Origin of the sequence: Pseudomonas sp. TKO26, from assembly GCF_003225665.1 — a bacterium.
Classification (GTDB): domain Bacteria; phylum Pseudomonadota; class Gammaproteobacteria; order Pseudomonadales; family Pseudomonadaceae; genus Aquipseudomonas; species Aquipseudomonas saponiphila.
Genome location: NZ_QKLN01000003.1, coordinates 146,350 through 172,772 on the forward strand (window position 1 = coordinate 146,350; position 26,423 = coordinate 172,772).

A 26,423-nucleotide genomic window follows, 5' to 3' on the forward strand; every position below is an offset into this window, starting at 1 on the left:
CGCCGAAATTAACCCAAATTCATGACGGGGAGCTATAGGACCGCGAAGGTGCCTTGTGCTTTAGCGACCAGTTTGTCGCCCTGGATCACGTCCGCTTCGACCACCAGGGTGCGGCGGCCAGGGTGGATCACCTTGGCCCGGCACAGCACCTCGCCCTCGGCCACCGCGCGGATGTAGTTGATCTTGCACTCGATGGTGGCGCTCTGCTGGTCAAAGCCGTGGGTGCTGGAACAGGCCAGCCCCATGGCAATGTCCACCAGGCTGAAGATCGCCCCGCCGTGCAGCTTTTGCCCGCGATTGCGCAACTGCGGGGTCAGCTCCAGGGCGACGTCCGCCTCGCCGGTTTCCAGGCGTTGCAGACGGCAGCCGAGCAATTGGCTGAAGGCGCTTTCGGTCAGGCCGGCAGGGATTTGCATCAGCGCTTCTTCAACTGCTTGGCATTGGCGAACAGCGAGGCCATGGCGTTGTTGCTCGGAGCGGCTGCGGTGGTTTCCTTGCGTGGCGCATTGCCTTGGGAGGAGCGTGGCGTGGAGCCTGGGCGGGAGCCGCGAGCACCGTCGATCTTCTCGCCCGGGGTGTCGCTCATGCGCATCGACAGGCCCACGCGTTTGCGCGGGATGTCGACTTCCATGACCTTGACCTTGACCACGTCGCCGGCCTTCACCGCTTCACGCGGGTCCTTGATGAACTTCTCCGACAGCGCCGAGATGTGCACCAGGCCATCCTGATGCACGCCGATGTCGACGAAGGCGCCGAAGTTGGTGACGTTGGTCACCACGCCTTCGAGGATCATTCCCAGTTGCAGGTCCTTGAGGTCTTCGACGCCATCCTGGAACTCGGCGGTCTTGAACTCCGGACGCGGGTCGCGGCCCGGCTTGTCCAGTTCCTGGAGGATGTCGGTGACGGTGGGCAGGCCGAAGGTTTCGTCGGTGAATTTCTTCGGATCCAGGCGCTTGAGGAAGCCACTGTCGCCGATCAGCGAGCGAATGTCGCGGCCGGTGTCGGCGGCGATGCGCTGTACCAGCGGGTAGGCTTCCGGGTGCACCGCCGAGGCGTCCAGCGGGTTGTCGCCGTTCATCACCCGCAGGAAGCCGGCGGCCTGCTCGAAGGTTTTTTCACCCAGGCGCGCGACCTTTTTCAGCGCGGCGCGGGTCTTGAACGCGCCGTGTTCGTCGCGGTGGCTGACGATGTTCTGCGCCAGGGTCGCATTCAGGCCGGAGATCCGCGCCAGCAGCGCCACCGAGGCGGTGTTGACGTCGACGCCCACGGCGTTCACGCAGTCTTCCACCACCGCGTCCAGGCCGCGAGCCAGTTTCAGCTGCGAGACGTCGTGCTGGTACTGGCCGACACCGATGGATTTCGGATCGATCTTCACCAGTTCCGCCAGCGGGTCCTGCAGGCGGCGGGCGATGGACACCGCGCCTCGGATCGATACGTCCAGGTCGGGGAATTCCTTGGCCGCCAGTTCCGAGGCCGAGTACACCGAGGCGCCGGCTTCGGACACCATGACCTTGGTCATCTTCATGGCCGGGTATTTCTTGATCAGTTCGGCGGCCAGCTTGTCGGTCTCGCGGCTGGCGGTGCCGTTGCCGATGGCGATCAGGTCCACCGAGTGCTTGGCGCACAGCGCGGCCAGGATGCCCAGGGTCTGGTCCCACTTGTTGTGCGGTACGTGGGGGTAGACGGTGGCGTGATCGAGCAGCTTGCCGGTGGCATCCACCACCGCCACCTTGCAGCCGGTGCGCAGGCCCGGGTCCAGGCCCAGAGTGGCGCGCGGGCCGGCCGGAGCGGCCAGCAGCAGGTCGTGCAGGTTGTGGGCGAAGACGTTGATCGCCTCGGTTTCCGCGTTGTCGCGCAGCTCGCCCAGCAGGTCGGTTTCCAGGTGGGTGTAGAGCTTGACCTTCCAGGTCCAGCGCACCACTTCGCCGAGCCATTTGTCGGCAGGGCGGTTCTGGTTCTGGATGCCCACGTGCTGGCCGATCATGCCTTCGCAGGGGTGCATGGTGCCCGGCAGCTCGTCACCGACTTTCAGCGCGGAGCTGAGAATGCCTTCGTTGCGGCCGCGGAAAATTGCCAGGGCACGGTGCGACGGCATGCTTTTCAGTGGTTCATCGTGTTCGAAGTAGTCGCGGAACTTGGCGCCTTCCTCTTCCTTGCCGGCGACCACGCGGGCGCTGAGGGTAGCTTCCTGCTTGAGGAAGTTGCGCAGCTTGTCCAGCAATCCGGCGTCTTCGGCGAAGCGCTCCATGAGGATGTACTTGGCGCCTTCCAGCGCCGCCTTGACGTCGGCCACGCCCTTCTCGGCGTTGACGAAGCGCGCGGCTTCGGCTTCCGGAGCCAGGTTGGGGTCGTTGAACAGGCCGTCCGCCAGTTCGCCGAGGCCGGCTTCCAGGGCGATCTGGCCCTTGGTGCGGCGCTTCTGCTTATAGGGCAGGTACAGGTCTTCGAGGCGGGTCTTGGTGTCGGCCAGTTTGATGTCACGGGCCAATTCCGGGGTCAGCTTGCCCTGCTCTTCGATGCTGGCCAGGATGCTGATCCGCCGTTCGTCGAGTTCTCGCAGATAGCGCAGGCGCTCTTCCAGATGACGCAGTTGGGTGTCATCGAGGCTGCCAGTGACTTCTTTCCGGTAGCGGGCGATGAAGGGCACGGTGGAGCCTTCATCCAATAGAGCGACGGCCGCTTCGACCTGTTGTGGGCGTACACCGAGTTCCTCGGCAATGCGGCTGTTGATGCTGTCCATAAAACCACCTGACAAATTGTGAAAGCAGGCCCGCGGGCACGGAAATGGGGTCCGGCGAGTCTGGTTGAGCGGCCTGACACGCGCCGCCACCTGGATCAAAAGGCTGGCTGTTGACCCGTGAAATCGAAAAAATACTGCCGGCCGAGGTAAAAAAATAAACCGGCCGAAGTCGTACTGATCAGATATTGCCCAACACAAAAGGCGGCGCATTATACCCAGCGTTAGCGGTTGCGGGGTGATCGCCGGCCTCAGGCCGACAGCGGGTTTGCTGGCGATAGAGGAAAAATCTGCTAACAATGCACACGGTGCGTATAACGGCAGCTACGCCATAATGCGCACCGAGATTAGAGGAGCATCCAATGAGCAGCACTGCACAAACTGCTGAAGGCGAAAAAATTCTTATTGTTGACGATGACCCGGGGCTGAGCAGCCTGCTGGAGCGTTTCTTCGTCAGCAAGGGCTACCGTGCCCGCGCTGTACCGAACACCGAGCAAATGGACCGTCTGCTGGGTCGCGAAGTGTTCAACCTGGTGGTCCTCGACCTGATGCTGCCTGGCGAAGACGGCCTGACCGCTTGCCGCCGCCTGCGCAGCGCCAACAACCAGATCCCGATCATCATGCTCACCGCCAAGGGCGACGAACTGAGCCGCATCAAGGGCCTGGAACTGGGCGCCGACGATTACCTGGCCAAGCCGTTCAACCCTGACGAGCTGATGGCGCGGGTCAAGGCCGTGTTGCGTCGTCAGTCGGCTCCGGTGCCGGGTGCGCCGGGCAGCGAAGACGAAAGCGTGAGCTTCGGTGACTACGAACTGTCCCTGGCCACCCGCGAGCTCAAGCGCGGCGATGAAGTGCACATGCTCACCACCGGTGAGTTCGCGGTGCTCAAGGCCCTGGTGATGAACGCTCGTCAGCCGCTGACCCGCGACAAGCTGATGAACCTGGCCCGTGGCCGCGAGTGGGACGCCCTGGAGCGTTCCATCGACGTGCAGATTTCCCGCCTGCGGCGGATGATCGAGCCCGACCCTTCCAAGCCGCGCTACATCCAGACCGTCTGGGGCGTGGGTTATGTCTTCGTGCCGGATGGCACCGCGACCAAGTGATAAGTGATTTGTAGGAGCGAACGCCCGGGCCGGCAACGACCCGGGCGTTCGCATTCCGCAACTGTGCGAGCGCGAGCCGCTCCTGCAAAGTGTGTAGTGGCTGTTATGAAAACCCCGCTGTGGTTCCCCCAGAGTTTCTTCTCCCGCACCCTGTGGCTGGTGCTGATCGTGGTGCTGTTTTCCAAGGCATTGACCCTGGTTTATCTGTTGATGAACGAGGACGTGCTGGTGGACCGGCAGTACAGCCACGGCGTGGCCCTGACCCTGCGCGCCTACTGGGCCGCCGACGAATCCAACCGCGACCAGATCGCCGAGGCCGCCGGTCTGATCAAGGTGGTGGGTAGCGGCGTGCCGGCCGGCGAGCAGCACTGGCCCTACAGCGAGATCTACCAGCGGCAGATGCAGGCCGAGTTGGGCGCCGACACCGAGGTGCGCCTGCGCATGCATGCGCCGCCGGCGCTCTGGGTACGGGCGCCGAGCCTGGGGGATGGCTGGCTCAAGGTGCCGCTGTATCCGCACCCGCTGCGGGGGCAGAAGATCTGGAGCGTGCTGGGCTGGTTCCTGGCCATTGGCCTCTTGTCCACCGCCTCGGCGTGGATCTTCGTCAGCCAGCTCAACCAACCGCTCAAGCGCCTGGTCTACGCCGCCCGGCAACTGGGCCAGGGGCGCAGTGTGCGCCTGCCGATCAGTGATACACCGAGCGAGATGACCGAGGTCTATCGCGCCTTCAACCAGATGGCCGAGGACGTGGAACAGGCGGGGCGCGAACGCGAGCTGATGCTGGCGGGGGTGTCCCACGACCTGCGCACGCCACTGACCCGCTTGCGCCTGTCGCTGGAGCTGATGGGCGCGCACACCGACCTGACCGACGACATGGTCCGGGATATCGAGGACATGGATGCGATCCTCGACCAGTTCCTGGCGTTTATCCGCGACGGCCGCGACGAGTCGGTGGAAGAGGTGGACTTGAGCGATCTGGTGCGCGAAGTGGCCGCGCCCTACAACCAGAACCAGGAGCGGGTGCACCTGCGCCTGGAGCCGATCCAGCCGTTCCCGCTGCGTCGGGTGTCGATGAAGCGCCTGCTCAACAACCTGATCGGCAACGCCTTGAATCACGCGGGGACGGATGTCGAGGTGGCGGCCTATGTGTCCGGAGACACCAAGGCGCCGTATGTGGTGCTGAGCGTGATGGACCGCGGCGCGGGGATCGACCCTTCGGAACTGGAAGCGATCTTCAACCCCTTCACCCGTGGCGACCGTGCCCGGGGTGGCAAGGGCACCGGCCTGGGCTTGGCCATCGTCAAGCGGATTGCCGCCTTGCATGGCGGCAACGTCGAACTGCGCAACCGTCCCGATGGCGGCCTGGAAGCGCGGGTGCGCCTGCCGCTGGGGCTGCTGCTGCCGCGCGATGCAGACTAAAAGCAGCTGGAAGCTTCAAGCTTCAAGCGACAAGTGAGGCTCAGCGCTTCTGCTTGCCGCTTGTAGCTGGAAACTTGCCGCTGCTTTTAACCTTTGCCTTTGGTGCGGGTCATGTTCGGGCCGCCGTTCTTTTCGATGTGCTCGATGATGATTCCGGCGACGTTCTTGCCAGTGGTGGTCTCGATGCCTTCCAGGCCCGGGGAGGAATTGACTTCCATCACCAGCGGCCCGTGATTGGAGCGCAGGATGTCCACCCCCGCCACGCTCAGGCCCATGACCTTGGCTGCCCGCAGCGCGGTCATGCGTTCTTCCGGGGTGATCTTGATCAGGCTGGCGCTGCCGCCGCGATGCAGGTTGGAGCGGAATTCCCCCGGCTTGGCCTGGCGTTTCATCGCCGCAATTACCTTGTCGCCCACCACGAAGCAGCGAATGTCGGCGCCGCCGGCTTCCTTGATGTATTCCTGGACCATGATGTTCTGCTTCAGGCCCATGAAGGCCTCGATCACCGACTCTGCTGCCGTGGCCGTTTCACAGAGCACCACGCCGATGCCCTGGGTGCCTTCCAGCACCTTGATCACCAGGGGCGCGCCGTTGACCATCTCGATCAGGTCGGGAATGTCGTCCGGCGAGTGGGCAAAGCCGGTCACCGGCAGGCCGATGCCACGCCGCGACAGCAGTTGCAGCGAACGCAACTTGTCCCGGGAACGGGCGATGGCTACCGACTCGTTGAGAGGGAAGACCCCCATCATTTCGAACTGGCGCAGCACCGCGCAGCCGTAGAAAGTCACCGAGGCGCCAATCCGCGGGATCACCGCATCGAAGCCTTCCAGGGGCTTGCCGCGGTAGTGGATCTGCGGCTTGTGGCTGGCAATGTTCATGTAGGCGCGCAGGGTGTCGACCACTACCATTTCATGGCCACGCTCGGTGCCGGCCTCGACCAGACGACGAGTGGAATACAGACGCGGGTTACGCGACAGCACAGCGATCTTCATGCAACACCTGTGGCAGAGGTAGTGGATACCGGGAACACCGGTTTGTCTTGTACGTATTTGATGCCCGGATTGACCACCAGCTGGCCGTCGATCAGGGCCTTGGAGCCCAGCAGCAGGCGATAGCGCATGGCCTTGCGGCAGGCGAGGGTAAATTCCACCCGCCACACGCGATCGCCCAGGGCCAGGGTGGTGCTGATGACATAGCGCACTTGGGCCTGGCCGTTGGAGCTTTTAATGGTCTTCATCGCCACCAGCGGTGCTTCGCAACGCCGGTGCCGCAACTGCACCACACTGCCCAGGTGGGCATTGAAACGCACCCACTGCTCACCGTCGCGCTCGAACGGCTCGATCTCGGTGGCATGCAGGCTGGAGGTACTGGCTCCGGTGTCGATCTTGGCACGCAGGCCGGCCACTCCCAGATCAGGAAGCGCCACCCACTCGCGCAGACCGACAACGGTCAAATGGTCAAAAGTCTTCAAATAGGGGAAATCCGCAATTAGCTTTTCCAGGCCGCGGCCGAAACCTCGGCCAGGGCTTTGAATGCAGGTTTGGCGAACCAGTAACCCTGCATCAGGTAAATTCCACAGTCGCTGAGAAAGTCTCGTTCACCGGCGCTTTCAATGCCTTCGGCAATGACTGTAACCCCCAACTCCGCACAGATTGTGACAATCCCGCGGATGATCGCCTGGCGTACGCGATCCTGGTCGACATCGCGAATCAGCGCCATGTCGAGCTTGATCAGGTCGGGTTGGAAATTCGCCAGCAAGTTCAGCCCCGAGTATCCCGCGCCGAAGTCATCGATGGCGGTCTTGAAGCCGAATTCGCGGTATTCACGCAGAATATGGGTCAAATGGCGACTGTTATCTACGTGCTGGCTTTCCAGGGTTTCGAAAATCAGCCGGTCCAGGGGAAAGTGCTGGGCCCGGGCGGCTTCCAGGGTGCTGCGGATGCACAGTTCCGGACGGTAAACGGCGTTGGGCATGAAGTTGATCGACAGGTGGCTGCGCATCCCCAACTGCGCCGCCGTGGTGATGGCCAGGGTTCGGCAGCGTTGGTCGAAGCGATAGCGGTTGCTGTCGTCGACCTGGTTCAGCACGGTGTTGGCGCCTTCGCCATTGACCCCGCGCACCAGGGCCTCATGGGCAAAGATCGAGCGGTCGCGCAGATCGACTATGGGTTGATAGGCGAAGGAAAAATCGAAGCCCAGTGGCGGGCTTTTCTGGCAGCCTTCGCAGCGGTTGCCCGGCGAGGTCAGGGATGTGGGGAAATCAGTCACGGGGACTCCTCGCGTATCAGGGCGCAACCTGGGTTACTTTAGTTGAGCGGCAGGGTATATGAGAGCCCGGTCGCAGGCTCTACCGTTGCGACATTTTTCAGCAAGAGGAATTCCAGTGGCGCACAAGCAGGAAGAAGAGGACAAGGTTCGTCTGGATAAATGGCTGTGGGCGGCGCGCTTCTACAAGACCCGTGCCCTGGCCAAGGCGGCCATCGAAAGCGGCAAGGTGCATCACCGTGGCGAACGCTGCAAACCGGGCAAGGAACCGCGGGTAGGCGATGAATACCAGATTCGCGCCGGCTTCGATGAGCGCACCGTGGTGGTCCAGGCCCTTTCCATCGTCCGTCGGGGGGCGCCCGAAGCGCAGACCCTCTACACGGAAACCGAAGCCAGCATCGCCAAACGCGAAGCCGCCGCGGCCCAGCGCAAGGCTGGCGCCCTAGGGGTCAGCACCGACGGCAAGCCCACCAAGAAACAGCGCCGGGACCTGTTCAAGTTCCACGACAGCAGCCACGAATGAAACCGTAGGAGCCGGCTTGCCGGCGAATGGGCCCTTGAGGACGCCTTCGCCGGCAAGCCGGCTCCTACAGGGCTTTTTAGCGCAGCAGGCTGCTGGCGCGGACCACGTTCATGCGCGACAGCAGCGGCATCCGGCTCATCAGCTTGAACAGCGGGTGCGTCAGGCGCAGCAGGAAGTTCGACATCCGCGCCGCATACGGTGTGTAGTAGCCCCAGCCCAGGGCCAGCACTGCCAGCAGCACGCCGCCGATGTAGTCGTCCTGGCCCCAATGCGCGCCCGCCACCAGGCGCGGCATCATGAACAGCAGGGTCAGGCCCCAGACGATCAGGAACTGGCCGACACTGCGGCTGAACAGGCCCATGAACAGCCCCCAGATCAGCAGCACCGAAGCGTGGTCGCCGGGGAAACTCTGGCTGGAGCGGTCCTTGAGTTCCCAGGTCTTCTCCCAGGCGGGGAAGTAGTCGCTCATGTGCACGGCGCCTTCAAGCACCATGGACGGGCTGTTGTGTTGCCAGTTCATCAGCGTCACCAACTTGGAAAACAGCGCGCGAATCACCACCATAAGAATCAGGATCGACAGGAAGCCGAAAAACGCCCGGCGCACGTCCACCGCCTTGAATACCCAATCACCGCGAATCAGCAGGCCGAGCATGATCAGGCCCACCACGATATCGAAGGGGCGCAGGCTGGCCACGGCCCAGATATGCAGCCAGGTAGGGTTTGTCGCGAGGGGGGTGTTGAGGTGACGGAACAGCCACTCGTCGAACATCAGGCAGTACATCTGCCCGGTCGGCCACAACCAGAATCCCAGCAGGACCAAAGGGAGTAAATTGCATAGAACCAGCTTGCCGAGGTTCCACCTTGCTTGGAACAAACCCGGATTGTTCATAAAATATCTCCAATCACCGCAAAAACTGCACCCTTATGGTGCAAAACCGCAATTTTCGGTGCTTGTAACCTTTTTGTCATCATTCAGATACCCAGACCTATGACTGATTTGCCGGATACCGACTTCACTCAACGCTTCATCTTCGATGAGAGCGACGCCCGCGGCGAGCTGGTGGCGCTGGAGCGCAGTTACGCTGAAGTCCTCGCCAAACACGCCTATCCCGAGCCGGTGGCACAACTGCTCGGTGAACTGATGGCGGCGGCATCGTTGCTGGTTGGCACCTTGAAGTTCGATGGCTTGCTGATTCTCCAGGCCCGCTCCGAAGGCCCGGTGCCGCTGCTGATGATCGAGTGCTCCAGCAACCGCGAGATCCGTGGCCTGGCTCGCTACGATGCGGCGCAGATCGCCCCTGATGCGACCCTCGCCGACCTGATGCCCAATGGCGTCCTGGCCCTGACCGTGGACCCGACCCAGGGCCAGCGCTACCAGGGCATCGTCGATCTGGACGGCGCCACCCTGGCCGAATGCTTCACCAACTACTTCGTCATGTCGCAACAGACCGGCACCCGTTTCTGGCTCTACGCCGACGGCCGCAATGCCCGCGGCCTGCTCCTGCAACAACTGCCTGCCGACCGCCTGCGCGACCCAGAAGAGCGCGAGGCCAACTGGCAGCACCTCACCGCCCTGGCCAGCACCCTGACCGCCGATGAACTACTGAGCCTGGACAACGAAACCGTGCTCCACCGCCTGTACCACGAAGAGGCCGTGCGCCTGTTCGACGTGCAACCGCTGCGTTTCCGCTGCAGTTGCTCCCGCGAGCGCTCGGGCAACGCGCTGGTCAGCCTGGGGCTGGAAGATGCGCAGGAACTGGTGGTGGAACACGGCGGCAGCATCGAGATCGATTGCCAGTTCTGCAACGAACGCTACCTGTTCGATGCCGCCGATATTGCGCAATTGTTTGCCGGAGCGGGCGTCGACACGCCGTCAGATACTCGTCACTAAAACGGTTCAGCGCAGGTAAATCACCTGGCAAACGCCGGAATTACGCCGTACTGACGGGAGGGCCCTACTATTTTTGGGCTTTTCTGGCATAATCCGGCGCACTTTTTTCGCGGTAGTAGTGCGCGAGTTTCTACTACAAAACGTTTGGAGCACTCGGCCACTGGCCGACGGGGAACCTCATGACGCAAGCCAATAACGCCGTGTACACCGATCTGAGTGTGGATGATCTGGTCAAAGAAGCCCTGAACCGCGGTGAGGGCGAACTGGCCGATACCGGCGCTCTGGTGGTTCGCACCGGTCATCGTACCGGCCGTTCGCCAGTGGACCGTTTCATCGTTGAAGAGCCCACCACCCAGGACGCCATCGCCTGGGGCCCGATCAACCGCAAGTTCCCGGCGGCCAAGTTCGACGCCCTGTGGGACCGCGTCGAAGCCTACCTGGGCGAGCGCGAGCGTTTTGTTTCCCATGTGCATGTAGGTTCCGATCCGGCGCACTACCTGCCAGTGAAAATGACCACCGAGACTGCCTGGCACAACCTGTTCGGCCGTTGCCTGTTCATCAACCCCGAGCAGTACAACGCCGGTGGCAAGGATGAATGGCAGATCCTCAACGCCCCGAACTTCGTCTGCGAGCCTGAGCGCGACGGCACCAACTCCGACGGCACCGTGATCCTCAACTTCGCGGCCAAGAAAGTGCTGATCGCCGGCATGCGCTACGCCGGTGAAATGAAGAAAGCCCTGTTCTCCGTGCAGAACTTCCTGCTGCCGGCTGCCGACGTACTGCCGATGCACTGCGCCGCCAACATGGGCGAAGACGGCGACGTGACCCTGTTCTTCGGTTTGTCGGGTACCGGCAAGACCACCCTGTCGGCCGACGAAAGCCGTTACCTGATCGGTGACGACGAACACGGCTGGGGCGTGGGCGTGGTGTTCAACATCGAAGGCGGTTGCTATGCCAAGTGCATCGACCTGTCGGAAAAGAACGAGCCGGTGATCTGGAAAGCCATCCAGCACGGCGCCGTCCTGGAAAACGTGGTGATCGACCCGGTCACCAAGAAAGCCGACTACGCCGACGACAGCCTGACCCAGAACAGCCGCGCCGCTTACCCGCGCGAGCTGATCGAAAAACGCGCACCGAAGAACCTCGGTGGCGAGCCTAACGCTGTGATCTTCCTGACCTGCGACCTGACCGGCGTACTGCCACCGGTGTCGATCCTCAGCGAAGAACAAGCCGCCTACCACTTCCTGTCCGGCTACACCGCTCTGGTGGGCTCGACTGAAATGGGTTCGGGCTCGGGCATCAAGTCGACCTTCTCCACCTGCTTCGGCGCCCCGTTCTTCCCGCGTCCAGCGGGCGAATACGCCGAGCTGCTGATCAAGCGCATCCGCGGCTTCGGCTCCAAGGTTTACCTGGTCAACACCGGCTGGACCGGCGGTGGCTACGGCGTGGGCAAACGCTTCAACATCCCCACCACCCGTGGCGTGATTGCAGCGATCCAGAGCGGCGCGCTGATCGGTGCCGAGACCGAGCACCTGGACATCGTCAACCTGGACGTACCTAAAGCCGTACCGGGCGTCGAAACCGGCCTGCTCAACCCACGCAACACTTGGGCTGACAAAGCCGCCTACGACGAAGCCGCCAAGGCCCTGGCTGGCCTGTTCATCGAGAACTTCAAGAAGTTCGACGTGAGCGACGCGATCAAGGCTGCCGGTCCGAAGCTGTAAGCTTCGACCTGCCATGAAAAAGCCGCCCATCGGGGCGGCTTTTTTATGCGTGCTGCACCTGTCGCTGTTGCCGCAGGCTGCGAACAGATGCACCGTCTACCTACCCACTACCTCACGTCTTCAGGTGCAACACCAACGCCCCCAGCAACACCAGCACCACGCCGCTCACTTGCACCGCCGTCAGCCGCTCCTTGAAGAACACATAGCCCAGCACCGCGGCGATGCCGCCGGACAGGGTGCTGATCACCGTCACCACCGACACCGAGCCGCTCATGGCGCCCCAGGAAAAGGCGAAGAACGCGCCGAGGTTCATCAGGCTGGTGGCGGCCAGCAGGCCGCAGTTCTTCAGCGGCGGGATCTTCAGCCCGTCCGCGACTTTGAGCACCATCAGCAGCATCACGCCGCTGCCCACCGCGTAACCCAGCCAGAGCATGCTGATCGGCCCCAGTTGCGGCAGGGTGTAGCGGCCCTGTAGCCAGAAGCTGGTGCCGTACAGAACGGCCGAGAGCAGGGCGAAGAAGATTGAGCGCCCGGCGGCGGTGCTGTGGGGCAGCTTGGGGTCAGAGTGCAGGCTGGAGAGGATGACGCCGATCACGCACAACAGGATGCACATGAGCTGCAGCAGGCTGATCTGTTCGCCGCTGGCCCAGGACAGCAGGGTGGTGACCACGCCGTAGGAGGTCACCAATGGGGCGACGATGGAGGCTTTGCCCAGGGCGAAGGCCTTGCCCAGGGCCAGGGCGCCGGAGACGGTAAAGGCCGCGGCGACCACTCCCATCAGCCAGACTTGCGCGGGCGCGGCCAGGGCCTTGTAGAGGATGGCGGGAAAGATCACCAGCAGCAGGCTCATCAGGCTGAACCCCAGGCCCTGGCTGAAGAACACCGCCCGTTTCACGCCCACGGCGCGGACATTGAGCCCCACGAGAAAATCGGTGCTGCCCCAGAGCAGGGCGGCGAGCAAGCCCATCAATACGTCCACTGACTGTCCTTGTCGATTGACGGGTTGGCTTAGTCCAACGGCCGTGCTGTTTACTGCTGTGCGAGTCGAAACGCCGGCGCCATGCGTTCTTGCTCACGCCGGGACAGCCCCAGGGCCTGGGCCAGGGTCGGCCATTGGCGAACCACGCTCTGGCAGTGTTCGATGATGCCTTCGGCCTCTGCACGACTGAGGCGGAAATATGCCGCTACTTCCCGTGCCAGTTCAAGGTCCAGCGCGTTGTCGGCTTCGGTGATGTTGAGTTTCAGCCCGCTGGCGTGGGCGCAGGGGTTCATGTCATAGGCCGGTGACAGGCGCCAGCCGCGCCCGGGTTCGAGCAGGAAGCCATGGTTGCGCAGGTGGTCGTCGCTGTTGCACACCAACAGGTTGAAGACCATCCGCGACCACAACTCACGCAGGTCGGCACGGGTTTGTGCGCCGTGGGCGATCAGCACTTCGGCCAGCTCCAGGTAGCTGGCGCCGGTGGAGGCGTCGTCGCCGTCGCTGCGGTCGGTGAGGGTCATGGCCGAGGCAAAGTGCAGTCGGCCGCCCGTTTCGGTACGGTCGAAGCGCTTGACCATGAAACAGTGCTGGTCGCTGGCGAAGCGTTGCGCCATGGCCCCGGGCACCCGCAAGCCGCAGTGGCTGGCCAGGGCGTTGACCAGCATCTCCCAGGCGCCAACGTCATGTTCGTCGCGGACGCTGGGAAACTTGGCGATCCACAGGTGGCCCTTGTCGTCAGCGACGCTGGCTTTGGGGCGGGCGCCGCCCAGTGATCCACCCGGGGCGATTAGCATGCGCAGCCATTGGCCACCGTCGGCGGCGCTGTTGTGGGGATCGTTTTCCAGGGCGCGGCTAGCCTGTTCCAGGGCCCGCAGTTCGACGAAGGGCGGCGCGGCGAGGCCATCGCGATCATCGAGGAACGGGCCTTGGTCATCGAGGCGGTAGCGCAGCGCGCCGACCCGATACAGGTCATGCACGCCCAGCAGCAGGTCGGCGTCTTGCAGGCGCGTGCCGGCGGGCGCCAGGCCTTCGCGAATGTCCCGTTCCAGCCGGCGTTGCATCAGCAGATGGCCCCAACGATCGGGGCTGGAGTCGGCAAACAGTCCAAAGCGGTTTTGTTGCTGGCCGCTGAATTGCCGGCCGGCGAAGCGCCCGATGCGCGGGTCCAGGGCGATCTGGGTGAGCTCGGGATCGAGCAGCGCTGCGGGGTCATATTCGAATTCGAAGACGCTGGCGGCGCGGACTGTCCTGACATGCAACCAACCCAGGCGCCTTGGCCCGCCCAAGGATTCCCAGTCGGCATGGACGGCGATCAGTGTCATGACTCATCCATCCTGGGCGTGGTTTTTTCCGCTGGCTGCAGCAGGCTGCTCAGGGACTGGGTATTGATCGGAAAATCAGCCGAGGGCGGTGCTGGAGTGAGCGGCTCGGCCGCAGTTTCATGCAGCGTCAGGCCGGCAGCCGGCGCCTTGGCCGAACGCAGGCTGGGGGCGCGGCGTGCCTTGCCTGGCGCGTCGTTATCTTGCGGCAAGAGCCGGGCATCTTGCAACTGGCGGCCCAGCTCATCGCGGGCCGCCAGTTGCTCCAGGTCCCGTTCCAGCCCCAGCACCTGCATCACCGACAGGTAGGCACCGATGGTCACGCCGGACCCACCCGACTCCAGGGAGCGCAATGTGGTCAGTGACATGCCTGCTCGTTCGGCCACTTGCTTGGCGGTCAGCTTGCGCCGCAGGCGAGCCAGTTTCAGGCGTTCGCCAAAGGCATTGAGCAGCTTGTTTGTGGCAGGCAGGAGTGGGGCGGTCTTCTTAGCCATATGCCATTATTCCTGAGTTTTTCAGCGTTAACTGCCAGAATATTAGCACTTAATGTCCGATGCGCCAGTGTGCTCCAAGGCTGGGCAGGTCGCCGCTGCGGATGTTGTTCGAGGGTGGATTGACCCCTGCCGGGCTTAGAGCGCTTCCAGCGCCTGGGTGTCCCAGCGCTGTTGCCTGATCGCCTGGTACAGCATGCCGATGGTCAGCGGCACCTTGTCGCCACGGCCCTTGGCTCGGCGTTTCTGGAACGGGTCGAAGCCTTCGGGCTGGAAGTAGCGGTAGCTGTCGAAGTCGACAAAATCGATGCCGAACTGCTCTTCCAGGGCCAGCAGCAAATGCCGGGCTTCGGCGCCGTCGCAGCCCAGGTCGAGGTTGATGGCGGTGCTCAGGCGCAGGGTCTTGCGCTCGGGCAGGCCGATTTCCTCATGCAGCAGTTGCATCAGTTGACGCATGACGGCGTCGTCGGGAAAACCGGGGGCCAGTTGCATGATCGGGTTCGCTTGCGGTGTTTGAGAAGGCGCAGTGTACGGCGATTCTGCGGCAGCTTTGCAACCAGCGGGCGGCTGGGCAAGCCGTTCATTGCTCGACGGCTCTGGCGCCTTTTTGCCCGCGGTTTCCCAGGTTGGACCGAGCATTGGCGGGCAAAACTGTGTATGGTTCGCCGCTGGCTGGTGGGCCGGGATAGAGGCCCGGTCACCCTTATCTACAGGGATTTTGTTATGGCTTTTTTTCGCCTCGCGGCGCTGTTGTGGCTAGGGATGCTGTCGGTTTCGGTACAGGCCCAGGCCGTGTCGATTCAGGTGCTGGACGCGGTGGCCAAGGGCGCGCCGCTGGCCGATGCCCAGGTGCAGCTGCAACAGGGCGCGACTCAGGTTGCAGGCAGCACCGATGCCCAGGGCCGGGTAAGCCTGACGACCCAGGTGGCCGATTCGCCGGCCAGTGAGCTGCTGATCCGTAAGGCCGGTTACGCCGACCTGCGGGTCAAGTGTCCTTGCCAGGGGCTCAACTACGCCCTGAGTCCGCTGCTGGACAACCCGGAAAGCCTGCGCATAGTGCTGAGCTGGAGCGCGCCGGGGCAAGACCTCGATGCCCACCTGAGTTATCCCCACAAGTTGTTGTACTTCGCCACCGGCAAGGGCCCCGGAGCTCGCCTGGATTCGGACAGCAGCGACAGCAGCCGGCCGGAAACCATCACCATCGACCAGCGTGTGCCGGGCGACGCCTACGTCTTTGCCGTGCACGACTTCACCAACAGCACCAGCTACGAAGCGTTGTCCCTGGGCCGCAGCCAGGCGCGGGTCTTCGTCTATAAAGGCGCTGCGCTGATCCGCAGCTACCGGGTGCCGCAGAACCGCAAGGGCAATCTGTGGGTGGTGTTTCGCCTGACCGCCGATGGCCGTTTGCAGGATATCGACCGGCTGCTGCAAGGCAGCGAGGAGCCGGAATCGGTCATGAGCGCGCTCGACCCGCTGCTGGAAAATGCCAAGTCCATCGATGAAGTGGTGGCCAAGGACTTCGGGCCGGTGGATGCCAAGAGCCTCAACCTCAAAGGTGAGGAGTCTTACCGCAAGGGCGATTTCGGCGGGGCACGGATCTTCTACAGCGAAGCCATCGAGCTCGAGCCAAGCTTTGCCCAGGCCTACAGCAACCTGGCCCTGGCCAATCGCAAGAACAGTCGCCCAGACGAGGCCATCGCCGCGGATCGCAAGGCCATCGCCCTGGCCAGCGGCCCGGCCGCATCGACCATTCGCGCCAGTGCCTACTACGACATGGCGCGCATCTACGAGGACGCCGGGCAGTTGGCCACGGCGCTTGAGCACTACCAAAAAGCCCGGGAGCAGAAGGCCAACCCGGTGTACGACAAGGCCATAGAGCGGCTGCAAAACCGCTGATCACACAGGCAGAAGTTATCTCCACAACGCGCCGGCAGTGGCGCGTTGTGCATTTATGGAGGTTGATATGCGATTTCGTGTTTTCCCCTGGTTGCTGGCGCTGTGCCTGTCCGGCGGTGTGGCACAGGCGGCCGGGCCGCAGATGTTCGCCACCATCGACCGCAGTGGCTGGCCCAATTCCCTGACCCGCCCAGAGGATTTTGACAGCGCTTCACGGGGCGAGATTCTGATGTTCGGCAAGGCGTTGCTGGACAGTGAAGCCTTGGACGAGCCGGCCTTGAAGCAGCGCCTGGGCGTCAGGCAGCTGGACCTGAAGTCGGTGAATCAGGTGCGCCAGCGCTTCTGGGAACTGTTGCTGAACAACTATCGCCTGGCCAGCCAGGGCTGCGAGGGCATGCCGTTCTGCCTGCCGGTGCGCAACCTGGGGGAGCTGCGCCAGTTGGTGGCCAGCTTCACCGCCGGCAGCAAGGTCAGCTATGAGCGCTGGGCCGAGGCCAGCGCTGTGTTTCACCAGCAGTACCTGAACGAGCAGTTGCGTTTGGCGGCGCTGTTTCCCACGGTCAGCAGCGAGATCCAGCGTATGGATCCGGCGGAGCAGTTGGGGGACGAGCTGGCGGACCGGCAGTTCATGCTGACGTTCGATGACGGCCCGACTGCGCGCGGTGGACGTACCGATTCATTGATCGATGTGTTGCGTGCCCAGGATCTGCACAGCCTGTTCTTTGTGCTGGGGGACTCTTTCCAGGCACGCCTGAGCCAGTCCTCGGCCTTGCAGATGCGTGAGCTGTATGACGGCCAGTGCGTGGGCATACATGGCTGGGAGCACAAATCCCATTCCTCGTGGCGTGATTGGCAGAGCTCGGTGATCCACAGCGCCAACCTGGCCAATCGCACGCTGGCGGACCAGTACCAGCCCTTGTTTCGCCCGCCCTACGGCCAGCGCCGCAGCGACAGTGCCGGGTTCTTTAAGGCTCAGGGGCTACAGGTGATGCTGTGGAACATCGACTCCCAGGACTGGAGCAAGAAGGTCAGTGCCACGGCCGCCGTCCAGCGGGTGCAGACCCTGATGCTGCTCTGGCGCCGCGGCATCATTCTGTTTCATGACACCCACGCCAAGGCCGCCCGGGCGGTGCCGGCACTGCTTGAGGCCAATCGGCACAATGGCGTGCAATGGCTGGACTGTCGGAACCTGCGTTAGGTTTTGCCACTTGCTTCGCCGGCCCGCCGGCTCCCAGGGGCGGACTTGCGAGGCAAAGCGCTATCACCCGGTATCATCCGGTATCCGTTTTTGCGCGACCTTTTCTCGACCCGCCGACCTGTGCCGCTAGTCTTCAACACAGGTCGGCGGTCAAAGGAGTGACCCTTATGCACAGCACCCTCGAACAGGTCTTCGGTTATCCACAGTTTCGTCCAGGCCAGGAAGCCGCGGTCAGTGCGGTACTGGCCGGACGCTCGGCGGCGGCGATCTTTCCCACCGGCTCCGGCAAGTCCCTGTGCTACCAATTGCCGGCCCTGCTGCTGCCGCACCTGACCCTGGTGGTTTCGCCGCTGCTGGCGCTGATGCAGGATCAGCTGGCCTTTCTCCAGCGTCACGGCATTGCCGCCGCCAGCATCGATTCGGCCCAGGGCCGCGATGAAGCCAATGACGTCATGGCCCGGGCCCGCAGCGGTGAGCTGAAGATCCTGATGATCTCGGTGGAGCGCCTGAAGAACGAGCGCTTTCGCAACTTTCTGCAGCAGGTGCCCATCTCCCTGCTGGTGGTGGACGAGGCCCACTGCATTTCCGAGTGGGGCCACAACTTCCGTCCCGACTACCTGAAGCTGCCGGACTACCAGCGCCAGTTCAATATTCCGCAAACCCTGCTGTTGACCGCCACGGCCACGCCCAAGGTGATCGCCGACATGCAGGCCAAGTTCGCCATTGCCCCGCAGGATGTGGTGACCACCGGCTTCTACCGGCCCAATCTCAACCTGCTGGTGGAGCCGGTGCGCGGCGCTGACAAGCGCCAGCGCCTGGTGCAGTGGATGGGTGAGCGGGCCGGGCAGCCGAGCATTGTCTATGTGACCCTGCAAAAGACCGCCGAGCAGATCGCCGAGCATTTGAGCCGCCAGGGCATCGCCGCCGAGGCCTACCATGCCGGTTTGCCCCACGAGCAGCGCGAGTCGATCCAGCGCCGCTTCATGGAAGGGCGCAGTAACTGCATCGTCGCGACAATCGCCTTCGGCATGGGCATCGACAAAAGCGACATCCGTAACGTGGTGCATTTCGACTTGCCCAAGTCCATCGAAAACTACAGCCAGGAAATCGGCCGCGCCGGGCGCGACGGCCAGCCTTCGGACTGCCTGGTGCTGGCCAACCGCGACAGCCTCAACGTGCTGGAGAATTTCGTCTACGGCGACACCCCGGAACTGAGCGGCATCCGCTGCGTGCTGGATGAGTTGCAAGCGTCGGCGCCGGAGGGGCAGTGGGAGTTCCTGCTTGGGCCCCTGGCGGATCAGAGCAACATTCGCCAGTTGCCGCTCAAGACCCTGCTGGTGCAGTTGGAACTGCGCGGCCTGATCGCTCCGCGCTACGCCTATTTCGCCGAATACCGTTTCAAGTTCGTTGAGCAACCGCAGGCCCTGCTGGCGCGTTTCGAAGGCGAGCGCCGGGACTTTGTCGAAGCCATCATCAACACCTCCAGCCGGGCCCGGACCTGGGCCACGGTGAATTTCGACGCGCTCTACGAGCAGTACCAGGCACCGCGCACCCGGGTGGTCAAGGCCTTGGATTATTTCCAGGAAAAGGGCTGGGTGGAGCTGGAAAGCAAACAGATGACCGAGGTCTACAGCCTGCTGCAAACCGACTTCGACGCCGGGGCCTTGAGCACGGACTTGCACGCCTATTTCACCCGGCACGAGGGCGGCGAGATTGCGCGGATTCACGCCATGCTCGACCTGTTCGCCACCGAGCAGTGCCTGGGGCATCGCCTGGCGCAGTATTTTGGTGACGCGCAGGCGCCCCGGCGTTGTGGGCATTGCTCGGTCTGTCATGGCCAGGTGGCGCGATTGCCGGAACCTCCCGCGTTGCCCGCGCTTGTGGATAAACACTTCGACGGGCTGTGCGGCGATTTTATTCACAGGCACCAGCAGCACACCGGCGACGTGCCGGGAGCGGAGCGGCTGACGCGCTTTCTCTGCGGCATCAGCGTGCCCTTGTTCACCCGGCTCAAGGCCCGCAGTATTCCCGGTTTCGCGGCGTTGGAGGATTACCCTTACGCCGCGGTGCGTGAGTGGTGCGAGGCCCATCTGGCTGCCTGACAAGCCACCGGCGCTATCGATGCAAAAGGGTTTGCGAAGGCTTGGGCGTCTGCGGTGAAATGCCGGGCGATCAGCCGATCAGCCATCCAAGGGAGAGAGCCCCGATGTCCGAGCCTATGCCGCAACGCGGCGACTATCGCCATTTCCAGCCGATCATCACCCGCTGGCACGACAACGACGTCTATGGCCATGTGAACAACGTCACCTACTACAGCTTTTTCGACACGGCGGTGAATACCTACCTGATCGAACAGGGCGGCCTGGATATTCATGGGGGCGAGGTGGTGGGATTCGTGGTCAGCTCGGCCTGCGACTACTTTGCGTCGATCGCCTTCCCCGAACGAATCGAGATCGGCCTGCGGGTCGGCAAGCTGGGCAACAGTTCGGTGCAATACGAACTGGCGGTGTTCAAGGCGGGAGAGGCCGACGCCTGTGCGGCGGGACGTTTCGTCCATGTGTTCGTGGATCGGGGATCGAACCAGCCGGTGCCGATTCCGCCCGCGTTGCGCGCGGCTCTGGAGCGTCTGCAGCTGGTTTGATCCCGATAGCTGTCACGACCGATCAGTCGCGATAGTGATGGTGTTTGCGATGCCCGTAGGCATGGCCACGGCCACGGTGGCCGTCGCGGTAGTAGCGGCGGTCGTCGCGGCCACGATAGTCGCGATCTTCCCGGGCGCTTTCGTTGCCCATGTAGTTGCCCAGTGCGCCGCCGGCGCCACCGCCTGCCGCGGCACCGATCAGGCTGCCGGAGTTGCCGCCCATGCTGCGGCCGACCACGTTGCCGCCGGCTGCGCCCAGGGCACCGCCAATGGCTGCCTGGCCACGGCTGCGTTTGTCCGCACCCACTGCGCTACCGCCGGCACCGCCCAGGGCCGCACCAATGGCCGAACCGGTATTGCCGCCGATCTGCTGACCGACCACCGAACCTAGAACCCCGCCCAATGCGCCGCCCACACCTGCTTCAACGGTGCCACCGGCAGAGGCGACGCCGCTGACCAGGCCAAGGGACAACAAGAGAATCGAGGAGAACTTCATGGGGGAACCTCAAAGGGATGACGGCGCGATCCTGAGGCTGTACCGCGATGCTTACAAACGAAATCCGACGAGTAGCACGACTGCCGCAAAATCTCATAACTTGTTGTTTTTATAGCGGAACTTAAGTGGTTTTTACGGGTCTTTAGCTACTTCGCAGAGGCCGCTTTTATACAAAGGCGGCCTTTTTTGTGCCTGCGATTCAGCCCCGTGGGGAGGCGTTCGCCGGCAAGCCGGCTCCTACCCTAGCCGTAGGAGCTGGCTTGCCAGCGAAGAGACCCTCAAACCAGGCGTCAGGCCGAACGCGCCATGATCAGGCCGTTGTCGCTGGCCGCCTCCAGGCGGATGGCGATGAACTTCGAGGTCGGGGTGTGGCTGCCGTCACCGGTGCTTTCCAACGGTACCAGCGGGTTCACTTCCGGGTAGTAGGCCGCGGCCTGGCCGGCCGGAATGTCGAAGGCCAGCAGGGTGAAGCCCTTGACCCGACGCTCGCGGCCGTCATCCCACAGGGAAACGATGTCGGCTTTCTGCCCCGGCTTGAAGCCCAGGCGGATGATGTCCGCCTCGTTGGCAAACAGGACGTCGCGCTGGCCCTTGACCCCGCGGTAGCGGTCATCGAGGCCGTAGATGGTGGTGTTGTACTGGTCGTGGGAGCGCATCGATTGCAGGATCAGGTCCGGCAACTGGCCGGTGGCCCGGGTGCGTTCGTGGATCAGGTCCTTGGGCAGCAGGTTGGCGCGGAAGTTGGCCCGGCCCGAAGGGGTGTTCCACTGGCGCGAACCGGCGCTGTTGCCCAGGTAGAAACCGCCCGGGTGCTTGAGCCGTTCATTGAAGTCCTTGAAGCCGGGAATGGTGTCGGCGATCAGGTCGCGAATGCGCCCGTAATCCGCCGCCAGCCAGCTCCAGTCCACCGGCTGGCTGCCCAGGGTCGCGGCGGCGATACCGGCAATGATCCACGGCTCGGAGCGCATCTGCACCGACAGCGGCTGCAACTGGCCATTGGAGGCGTGGACCATGCTGAAGGAGTCTTCCACGGTCACCGCTTGCGGGCCGCCGGCCTGCAGGTCGATGTCGGTGCGACCCAGGCACGGCAGGATCAGTGCGTCCTTGCCGTGGGCCAGGTGGCTGCGGTTGAGCTTGGTGCTGATCTGCACGGTGAGGTCGCAATTGCTCAGGGCCTGGAAGGTCCGCGGGCTGTCCGGGGTGGCTTGGGCGAAGTTGCCGCCCAGGCCGATGAATACCTTGGAGCGGCCTTCGAGCATGGCGTGGATTGCCTCGACCACGTTGTGGCCGTTGTCGCGCGGCACTTTGAACTGGAAGCGCCGTTCCAGGGCATCGAGGAAGGCCACCGGCGGGCGTTCGTTGATGCCCATGGTGCGGTCGCCTTGCACGTTGCTGTGGCCGCGTACCGGGCACAGGCCGGCGCCAGGCTTGCCGACGTTGCCGCGCAGCAGCATCAGGTTGGCGATTTCCTGGATGGTCGGCACCGAGTGGCGATGCTGGGTAATGCCCATGGCCCAGCACATGATCACGTTCTTGCCCTTGGCGTACATGCGCGCCGCTTGCTCGATCTCCACCAGGGTCAGGCCGGACTGCTCGACGATCTGCTCCCACGGGGTGTCATCGATCGTGCCCAGGTAATCCAGCACGTGAGCGGTGTGGGCGTTGAGGAAGTCGTGATCGAATACCGATGCTGCGCCGGCTTTCTGTGCGTCGCGTTCCCACTGCAGGAGGAACTTGGCCATGCCCCGCAGCAGCGCCATGTCGCCGCCCAGGGCCGGGCGGAAGTAGGCGGTGTTGGTCGGGCGGTTGCCGTTGGTGAGCATTTCGATCGGGCTTTGCGGGTGCTGGAAGCGTTCCAGGCCACGCTCCTTGAGCGGGTTGATGCAGACCACCTGGGCGCCGCGCTTCACTGCTTCGCGCAGAGGTTCAAGCATCCGCGGGTGATTGGTGCCGGGGTTCTGGCCCCAGACGAAAATCGCATCCGCGTGTTCGAAATCATCGAAGGTCACCGTGCCCTTGCCGACTCCGACGCTCTGCGCCAGGGCCACGCCGCTGGCCTCGTGGCACATGTTCGAGCAGTCGGGAAAGTTGTTGGTGCCGTAGGCGCGCACGAACAGCTGGTACAGGTAGGCCGCTTCGTTGCTGGCTCGGCCCGAGGTATAGAACTCGGCCATGTCCGGGCTGGGCAGGTTGTGCAGGTGTTTGGCGATCAGGCTGAAGGCGTTGTCCCAACTGATGGGCTGGTAGCGGTCGGTTTCGGCGTCGTAGCGCATCGGCTCGGTCAGCCGGCCCTGGTACTCCAGCCAGTAGTCGCTCTGCTCCAGCAGCGAGGTGACGCTGTGCTTGGCGAAGAAGGCCGCATCCACCCGGCGCTTGGTGGCTTCCCAGTTCACCGCCTTGGCGCCGTTCTCGCAGAACTTGACCATGCCGCTTTCCGGCGAGTCGCCCCAGGCGCAGCCCGGGCAGTCGAAGCCGCCGTTCTGGTTGGTCTTGAGCATCATGCGGATGTTCTTCAGCGCGTTGTCGCTGGTCAGCCAGGCCTGGGCCACGCTGATCAGGGCACCCCAGCCACCGGCCGGTCCCTTGTAGGGCTTGTAGCGGGCCACGGGTTTCTGATCGGCTTGGTTGTGTGTACTCACGGGCGACTCTCCATCGCGGGCTGTGGACCCGCAGCGCACTCTCAGGCGGCAGGTGGACAAGGTTGAGACGCTGTTGGCGCGGCCAGCCCATGGCCAGGCAAGCGCGGTGGCGTACTCGCGTTCGAAGGGTGTTGTGGGGCTGGCTGGCAGCGGGGCGGGTGCCCGTTTCGCCGAGGCTGGGCGACCAGTCGCGTAACGGCTCACAAGACTAAGCGCGGCAATCTGTCGCGTCTAATTGCTAGTGCCGATCCATTGATAGATGGCGTCGATCAACAACGGCTGAAGGACTGCTGGTAGAGGGCAAAGCAGGCTTGCGCCAGGGCCGAGCGTGGCGCGCTGCGGCGCATGATCAGGCCCAGTCGGGCCAGGGTCTGGGCGTCTTCGATGGGGTGCAGGCGCAGGTGTTCGGTGAGGGTTTCCAGGCTGCTGTCCAACGGCATCACCGCGCAGCACAGGCCGCCATGGACCATCTGCACCAGTTGGTGGACGGCGTCGGTCTGCAACACCGGTTGTGGTTGCAGGCCGCGAATGTGGAAATTGTGGTCGATGGACTGGCGAAAGTGCATGCCGCTGGTGAGCAGGCCCAGGGGCAGTTCGATCAGCGCCTCCCAGCTCAGAGGTTGCTCGCCGAAGCTGAAGTGTCGCTGGTCGTAGAGCAGACCCATGTAGGTGGGCTCCAGGGGCAGCGAGTCGAAGTGCTCGCCGTCCAGGCGCTCCAGATAGGAAACCCCCAGGTCCAGGCGGTTGCTCGCCAGTTGTTCGAGGATCTGCTCCGAACTCAATGACGACAGTTCGAAGCGCAGGTTCGGGTGTTCGGCGTGCAGGCGCTGCAGCAATGGCTGCGGATTGAAGCTCGACAGCGGCACGACGCCCATCCGCAGAGTGCCCACCAGGTTGCCGCGGCAGGCGGCGGCCTCGGCGAGCAACCCGTCATGGGCGGCCATGACCGTGCGGGCCCAGGCCAGGACCCGTTCACCGGGCGCGGTGAAGCCTTCGAAACGCTGGCCACGGTTGACCAGAGGCAGGTCGAGTTCTTCCTCCAGGCTGCGCAGGCGCATGGACAGGGGCGGCTGGGTGATGTGGCAGCGCGCGGCGGCCTGGCCGAAGTGGCGGGTTTCGTCGAGGGCGATGAGGAATTTCAGCTGCTTGAGGTCCATCTTCGCTCCTGAGCGGCAAAAGGCCGGGATTCTACCGCGCCGCTGCGCCCCCGGGTCACTGGTCGCCCGGGAACCTCACCCGGTCGTGCTGGTCTAGTCTTTCGCGTCTGGATCTATCAACCAAGGAGTGTGCGACATGAGCATTTTCAGCTTTGTGAAGGAAGCCGGAGAGAAACTGATCGACCTGTTGACCCCGGGTAACGCCAATGCCAGCGAGCAACTCAAGGAGCACATCGAAAAGGTCGGCCTGGGCAATCCCAACGTCCATGCCACGGTGGAAGGCGACAAGGTGATCGTCAGCGGTGAAGTGGCGAGCCAGGAAGAGAAGGAAAAAATCCTCCTGGCCCTGGGCAACATTGCCGGCGTCGGCAGTGTCGAGGACCAGATCACGGTGACCGGTCCAGTGGTGGTGTCCGCGGTGTTCGTCACCGTGAAGAAGGGCGACACCCTGAGCGCCATCGCCAAGGTGCAATACGGCGATGCCAGCAAGTACCACAAGATCTTCGAGGCCAACAAGCCGCTGCTGTCCCACCCGGACAAGATCTATCCAGGCCAGGTGCTGCGTATCCCTGAATGATCGAGGCTGTTCTTTCGCGGGCAAGCCCGCTCCTACGGGATGGTGTGGGAACGGGCTTGACCGTGAAGGGCCTCACAGCCCTTCGAGCAACGCCCGGTAATCTTCCAGGGCCGCGAACTCCGCAGTGTCCTTTGGTCCTTTGCGACTGTCCGGTCGGCTGACCGCCAGCAACTGCGCCACACCGAAATCCCGCGCACTGCGCAGGATCGGCAAGGTGTCGTCGATGAACAGGCTGCGGGCCGGATCGAACTGGATATCGGCCCGCAACGCGTCCCAGAACTGTGGATTTTCCTTGGGGAACCCGTAGTCGTGGGAGCTGATCAGGCGCTCGAAGTAAGGTGCCAGCTCGACCCGCTCCAGTTTCAGGGACAAGGAATCGCGATGAGCGTTAGTGATCAGGATCACCCGCTTGCCAGCGTTCCTGATGGCGGCGAGAAAGGTGTCGGCGTCCGGGCGCAGGGCAATCAGGTGGGCCGTTTCCAGCTTCAGCTCGCGTACCGGGAGCTTCAGTTCGGCACTCCAGAAGTCCAGGCAGTACCACTGCAGCTGCCCGGCATTGCGTTCGAACAGCGGTTGCAGCTCAAGCTCGGCCATGGCCCGGCTGACCCCATGCAATTCGGCGTAGCGCTGGGGCAAATGTTCCATCCAGAAGTGGTTGTCGTAGTGCAGATCCAGCAGGGTGCCGTCCATGTCCAGCAGGACGGTATCGATATCGCGCCAGGGCAGCAGGGCCATTGAACACTTCTCCAGCGGTAAGAAAACAGCCTGTATAGTAACCCGCTATCGCCAAGGAGCCCGCTATGCGCCAGAAACCCACTGTACTCGCCCGCGAGATCGTCGCCACCAGTCGTCTGTTCTGTGTCGAAGAGGTGCAGTTGCGGTTTTCCAATGGCGTGGAGCGCACCTATGAGCGCCTGGTGGGCAAGGGGGCGGGTTATGGCGCGGTGATGATCGTGGCCATGCTCGATGCCGAGCATGCGGTGCTGGTGGAGGAATATTGCGGCGGCACCGACGCCTACGAGTTGTCCCTGCCCAAGGGCCTGATCGAGCCGGGGGAAGATGTGCTGGCGGCGGCCGAGCGTGAACTCAAGGAAGAAGCCGGGTTTGGCGCGCGGCAACTGGAGCATCTGACCGAGCTGTCGTTGTCCCCGGGCTACATGAGCCAGAAGATCCAGGTGGTATTGGCCACCGATTTGTATGAAGAGCGCCTGGAGGGCGATGAGCCGGAACCGATGCGGGTCGACAAGATCAACCTGCGCGAGCTGGCCAGCCTGGCGCAAAATCCTCAGTTCAGCGAAGGCCGAGCCCTGGCCGCGCTGTACCTGACCCGCGACCTGCTGAGCCAGCGCGGAGCCTTTCCAGCATGAG

General features: G+C 63.4%; 25 protein-coding genes. 11 read left to right on the plus strand and 14 right to left on the minus strand.

All coding sequences use genetic code 11. The features are described from left to right. Positions 1 to 32: 32 nt before the first annotated feature. Both DNK59_RS05955 and DNK59_RS05960 read right to left on the minus strand, forming a co-directional pair. On the minus strand, positions 33 to 416 hold the full coding sequence (locus DNK59_RS05955; protein WP_011058654.1) for a PaaI family thioesterase: 384 nt from the start codon (positions 414 to 416) through the stop codon (positions 33 to 35). Next, complete coding sequence (locus DNK59_RS05960) at positions 416 to 2,740, minus strand: Tex family protein (protein ID WP_110722587.1); 2,325 nt, start codon at positions 2,738 to 2,740, stop codon at positions 416 to 418. The genes DNK59_RS05955 and DNK59_RS05960 overlap by 1 nt, the downstream gene beginning before the upstream one ends. Before the next feature lie 359 nt (positions 2,741 to 3,099). Between DNK59_RS05960 and ompR the strand changes: the two genes are divergently transcribed. Continuing rightward, complete coding sequence (ompR, locus tag DNK59_RS05965) at positions 3,100 to 3,840, plus strand: two-component system response regulator OmpR (RefSeq protein WP_092318613.1); 741 nt, start codon at positions 3,100 to 3,102, stop codon at positions 3,838 to 3,840. A 105-nt stretch (positions 3,841 to 3,945) separates the two neighbouring features. Next, positions 3,946 to 5,259 carry an ATP-binding protein gene (locus DNK59_RS05970; protein WP_110722588.1) on the plus strand — a complete coding sequence of 438 codons (1,314 nt, stop codon included), beginning with the start codon at positions 3,946 to 3,948 and terminating at the stop codon, positions 5,257 to 5,259. A gap of 86 nt (positions 5,260 to 5,345) precedes the next feature. Here DNK59_RS05970 and rimK read toward each other — a convergent pair whose 3' ends face one another. From rimK to DNK59_RS05985, 3 genes are read right to left on the minus strand one after another with little or no spacing between them, the layout of a single operon-like run. Further along, positions 5,346 to 6,251 carry a 30S ribosomal protein S6--L-glutamate ligase gene (gene rimK / locus DNK59_RS05975; protein WP_007931744.1) on the minus strand — a complete coding sequence of 302 codons (906 nt, stop codon included), beginning with the start codon at positions 6,249 to 6,251 and terminating at the stop codon, positions 5,346 to 5,348. After that, entirely contained in the window at positions 6,248 to 6,712 is a 465-nt protein-coding gene (locus DNK59_RS05980; RefSeq protein ID WP_370505884.1) for an ATP-dependent zinc protease, read from the minus strand. The genes rimK and DNK59_RS05980 overlap by 4 nt, the downstream gene beginning before the upstream one ends. A gap of 35 nt (positions 6,713 to 6,747) precedes the next feature. Next, a complete protein-coding gene (locus DNK59_RS05985) occupies positions 6,748 to 7,527 on the minus strand; it encodes an EAL domain-containing protein (protein ID WP_092318617.1) in 780 nt (259 codons plus the stop codon). 115 nt (positions 7,528 to 7,642) lie between these two features. Between DNK59_RS05985 and DNK59_RS05990 the strand changes: the two genes are divergently transcribed. Continuing rightward, the gene (locus DNK59_RS05990; RefSeq protein WP_110722589.1) at positions 7,643 to 8,047 is read left to right on the plus strand and encodes an RNA-binding S4 domain-containing protein; all 405 of its coding nucleotides are present in this window, start codon (positions 7,643 to 7,645) and stop codon (positions 8,045 to 8,047) included. 76 nt (positions 8,048 to 8,123) lie between these two features. On the opposite strand, the gene DNK59_RS06000 is transcribed toward DNK59_RS05990, so the two are convergent. Further along, positions 8,124 to 8,936: a phosphatase PAP2 family protein gene (locus DNK59_RS06000; RefSeq protein ID WP_110722590.1), complete on the minus strand. Its 813-nt coding sequence runs from the start codon at positions 8,934 to 8,936 to the stop codon at positions 8,124 to 8,126. Positions 8,937 to 9,035: 99 nt separating this feature from the next. On the opposite strand from DNK59_RS06000, the gene hslO reads away from it, so the two are divergent. Then, positions 9,036 to 9,938, plus strand: coding sequence for an Hsp33 family molecular chaperone HslO (hslO, locus tag DNK59_RS06005; RefSeq protein ID WP_092318623.1), 903 nt, complete (start codon positions 9,036 to 9,038; stop codon positions 9,936 to 9,938). A gap of 179 nt (positions 9,939 to 10,117) precedes the next feature. Next, positions 10,118 to 11,662, plus strand: a complete 1,545-nt coding sequence (locus DNK59_RS06010) for a phosphoenolpyruvate carboxykinase (RefSeq protein WP_060837041.1) — start codon at positions 10,118 to 10,120, stop codon at positions 11,660 to 11,662. A gap of 112 nt (positions 11,663 to 11,774) precedes the next feature. On the opposite strand, the gene DNK59_RS06015 is transcribed toward DNK59_RS06010, so the two are convergent. The 4 genes from DNK59_RS06015 to DNK59_RS06030 all read right to left on the minus strand — a co-directional run bounded on the left by DNK59_RS06015 (position 11,775) and on the right by DNK59_RS06030 (position 14,943). Beyond that, positions 11,775 to 12,629 (minus strand): DMT family transporter, encoded by an 855-nt coding sequence (locus DNK59_RS06015; protein WP_177431210.1) that lies wholly within the window; start codon positions 12,627 to 12,629, stop codon positions 11,775 to 11,777. A 62-nt stretch (positions 12,630 to 12,691) separates the two neighbouring features. Beyond that, positions 12,692 to 13,963, minus strand: a complete 1,272-nt coding sequence (locus DNK59_RS06020) for a type II toxin-antitoxin system HipA family toxin (protein WP_110722592.1) — start codon at positions 13,961 to 13,963, stop codon at positions 12,692 to 12,694. Then, positions 13,960 to 14,454 (minus strand): helix-turn-helix domain-containing protein, encoded by a 495-nt coding sequence (locus DNK59_RS06025; RefSeq protein WP_110722593.1) that lies wholly within the window; start codon positions 14,452 to 14,454, stop codon positions 13,960 to 13,962. Before DNK59_RS06025 ends, DNK59_RS06020 begins: the two co-directional genes overlap by 4 nt. A gap of 135 nt (positions 14,455 to 14,589) precedes the next feature. Then, positions 14,590 to 14,943 (minus strand): DUF1493 family protein, encoded by a 354-nt coding sequence (locus DNK59_RS06030; RefSeq protein WP_110722594.1) that lies wholly within the window; start codon positions 14,941 to 14,943, stop codon positions 14,590 to 14,592. Between the two features lie 231 nt (positions 14,944 to 15,174). Between DNK59_RS06030 and DNK59_RS06035 the strand changes: the two genes are divergently transcribed. From DNK59_RS06035 to DNK59_RS06050, 4 genes are all read left to right on the plus strand, one after another. After that, on the plus strand, positions 15,175 to 16,347 hold the full coding sequence (locus tag DNK59_RS06035; protein WP_110722595.1) for a tetratricopeptide repeat protein: 1,173 nt from the start codon (positions 15,175 to 15,177) through the stop codon (positions 16,345 to 16,347). A 67-nt stretch (positions 16,348 to 16,414) separates the two neighbouring features. Then, on the plus strand, positions 16,415 to 17,545 hold the full coding sequence (locus DNK59_RS06040; RefSeq protein WP_110722596.1) for a polysaccharide deacetylase family protein: 1,131 nt from the start codon (positions 16,415 to 16,417) through the stop codon (positions 17,543 to 17,545). Between the two features lie 167 nt (positions 17,546 to 17,712). After that, entirely contained in the window at positions 17,713 to 19,647 is a 1,935-nt protein-coding gene (locus DNK59_RS06045) for an ATP-dependent DNA helicase RecQ (protein ID WP_110722597.1), read from the plus strand. Positions 19,648 to 19,751: 104 nt separating this feature from the next. After that, on the plus strand, positions 19,752 to 20,186 hold the full coding sequence (locus DNK59_RS06050; protein ID WP_110722598.1) for a thioesterase family protein: 435 nt from the start codon (positions 19,752 to 19,754) through the stop codon (positions 20,184 to 20,186). A 22-nt stretch (positions 20,187 to 20,208) separates the two neighbouring features. Here the strand turns inward: DNK59_RS06050 and DNK59_RS06055 are convergent, their stop codons facing one another. The 3 genes from DNK59_RS06055 to DNK59_RS06065 all read right to left on the minus strand — a co-directional run bounded on the left by DNK59_RS06055 (position 20,209) and on the right by DNK59_RS06065 (position 24,478). Continuing rightward, positions 20,209 to 20,682, minus strand: coding sequence for a YMGG-like glycine zipper-containing protein (locus DNK59_RS06055; RefSeq protein WP_060837050.1), 474 nt, complete (start codon positions 20,680 to 20,682; stop codon positions 20,209 to 20,211). Positions 20,683 to 20,972: 290 nt separating this feature from the next. Then, positions 20,973 to 23,321, minus strand: a complete 2,349-nt coding sequence (locus tag DNK59_RS06060; RefSeq protein ID WP_110722599.1) for an FdhF/YdeP family oxidoreductase — start codon at positions 23,319 to 23,321, stop codon at positions 20,973 to 20,975. Positions 23,322 to 23,590: 269 nt separating this feature from the next. Then, positions 23,591 to 24,478 carry a LysR family transcriptional regulator gene (locus tag DNK59_RS06065; protein ID WP_110722600.1) on the minus strand — a complete coding sequence of 296 codons (888 nt, stop codon included), beginning with the start codon at positions 24,476 to 24,478 and terminating at the stop codon, positions 23,591 to 23,593. Positions 24,479 to 24,614: 136 nt separating this feature from the next. Between DNK59_RS06065 and lysM the strand changes: the two genes are divergently transcribed. Further along, positions 24,615 to 25,055 (plus strand): peptidoglycan-binding protein LysM, encoded by a 441-nt coding sequence (gene lysM / locus DNK59_RS06070; protein ID WP_092318650.1) that lies wholly within the window; start codon positions 24,615 to 24,617, stop codon positions 25,053 to 25,055. 72 nt (positions 25,056 to 25,127) lie between these two features. Here the strand turns inward: lysM and yrfG are convergent, their stop codons facing one another. Then, entirely contained in the window at positions 25,128 to 25,790 is a 663-nt protein-coding gene (gene yrfG / locus DNK59_RS06075) for a GMP/IMP nucleotidase (protein ID WP_092318652.1), read from the minus strand. Between the two features lie 65 nt (positions 25,791 to 25,855). On the opposite strand from yrfG, the gene nudE reads away from it, so the two are divergent. After that, a complete protein-coding gene (nudE, locus tag DNK59_RS06080) occupies positions 25,856 to 26,422 on the plus strand; it encodes an ADP compounds hydrolase NudE (RefSeq protein WP_060837055.1) in 567 nt (188 codons plus the stop codon). The last annotated feature ends 1 nt before the right edge of the window (position 26,423 follow it).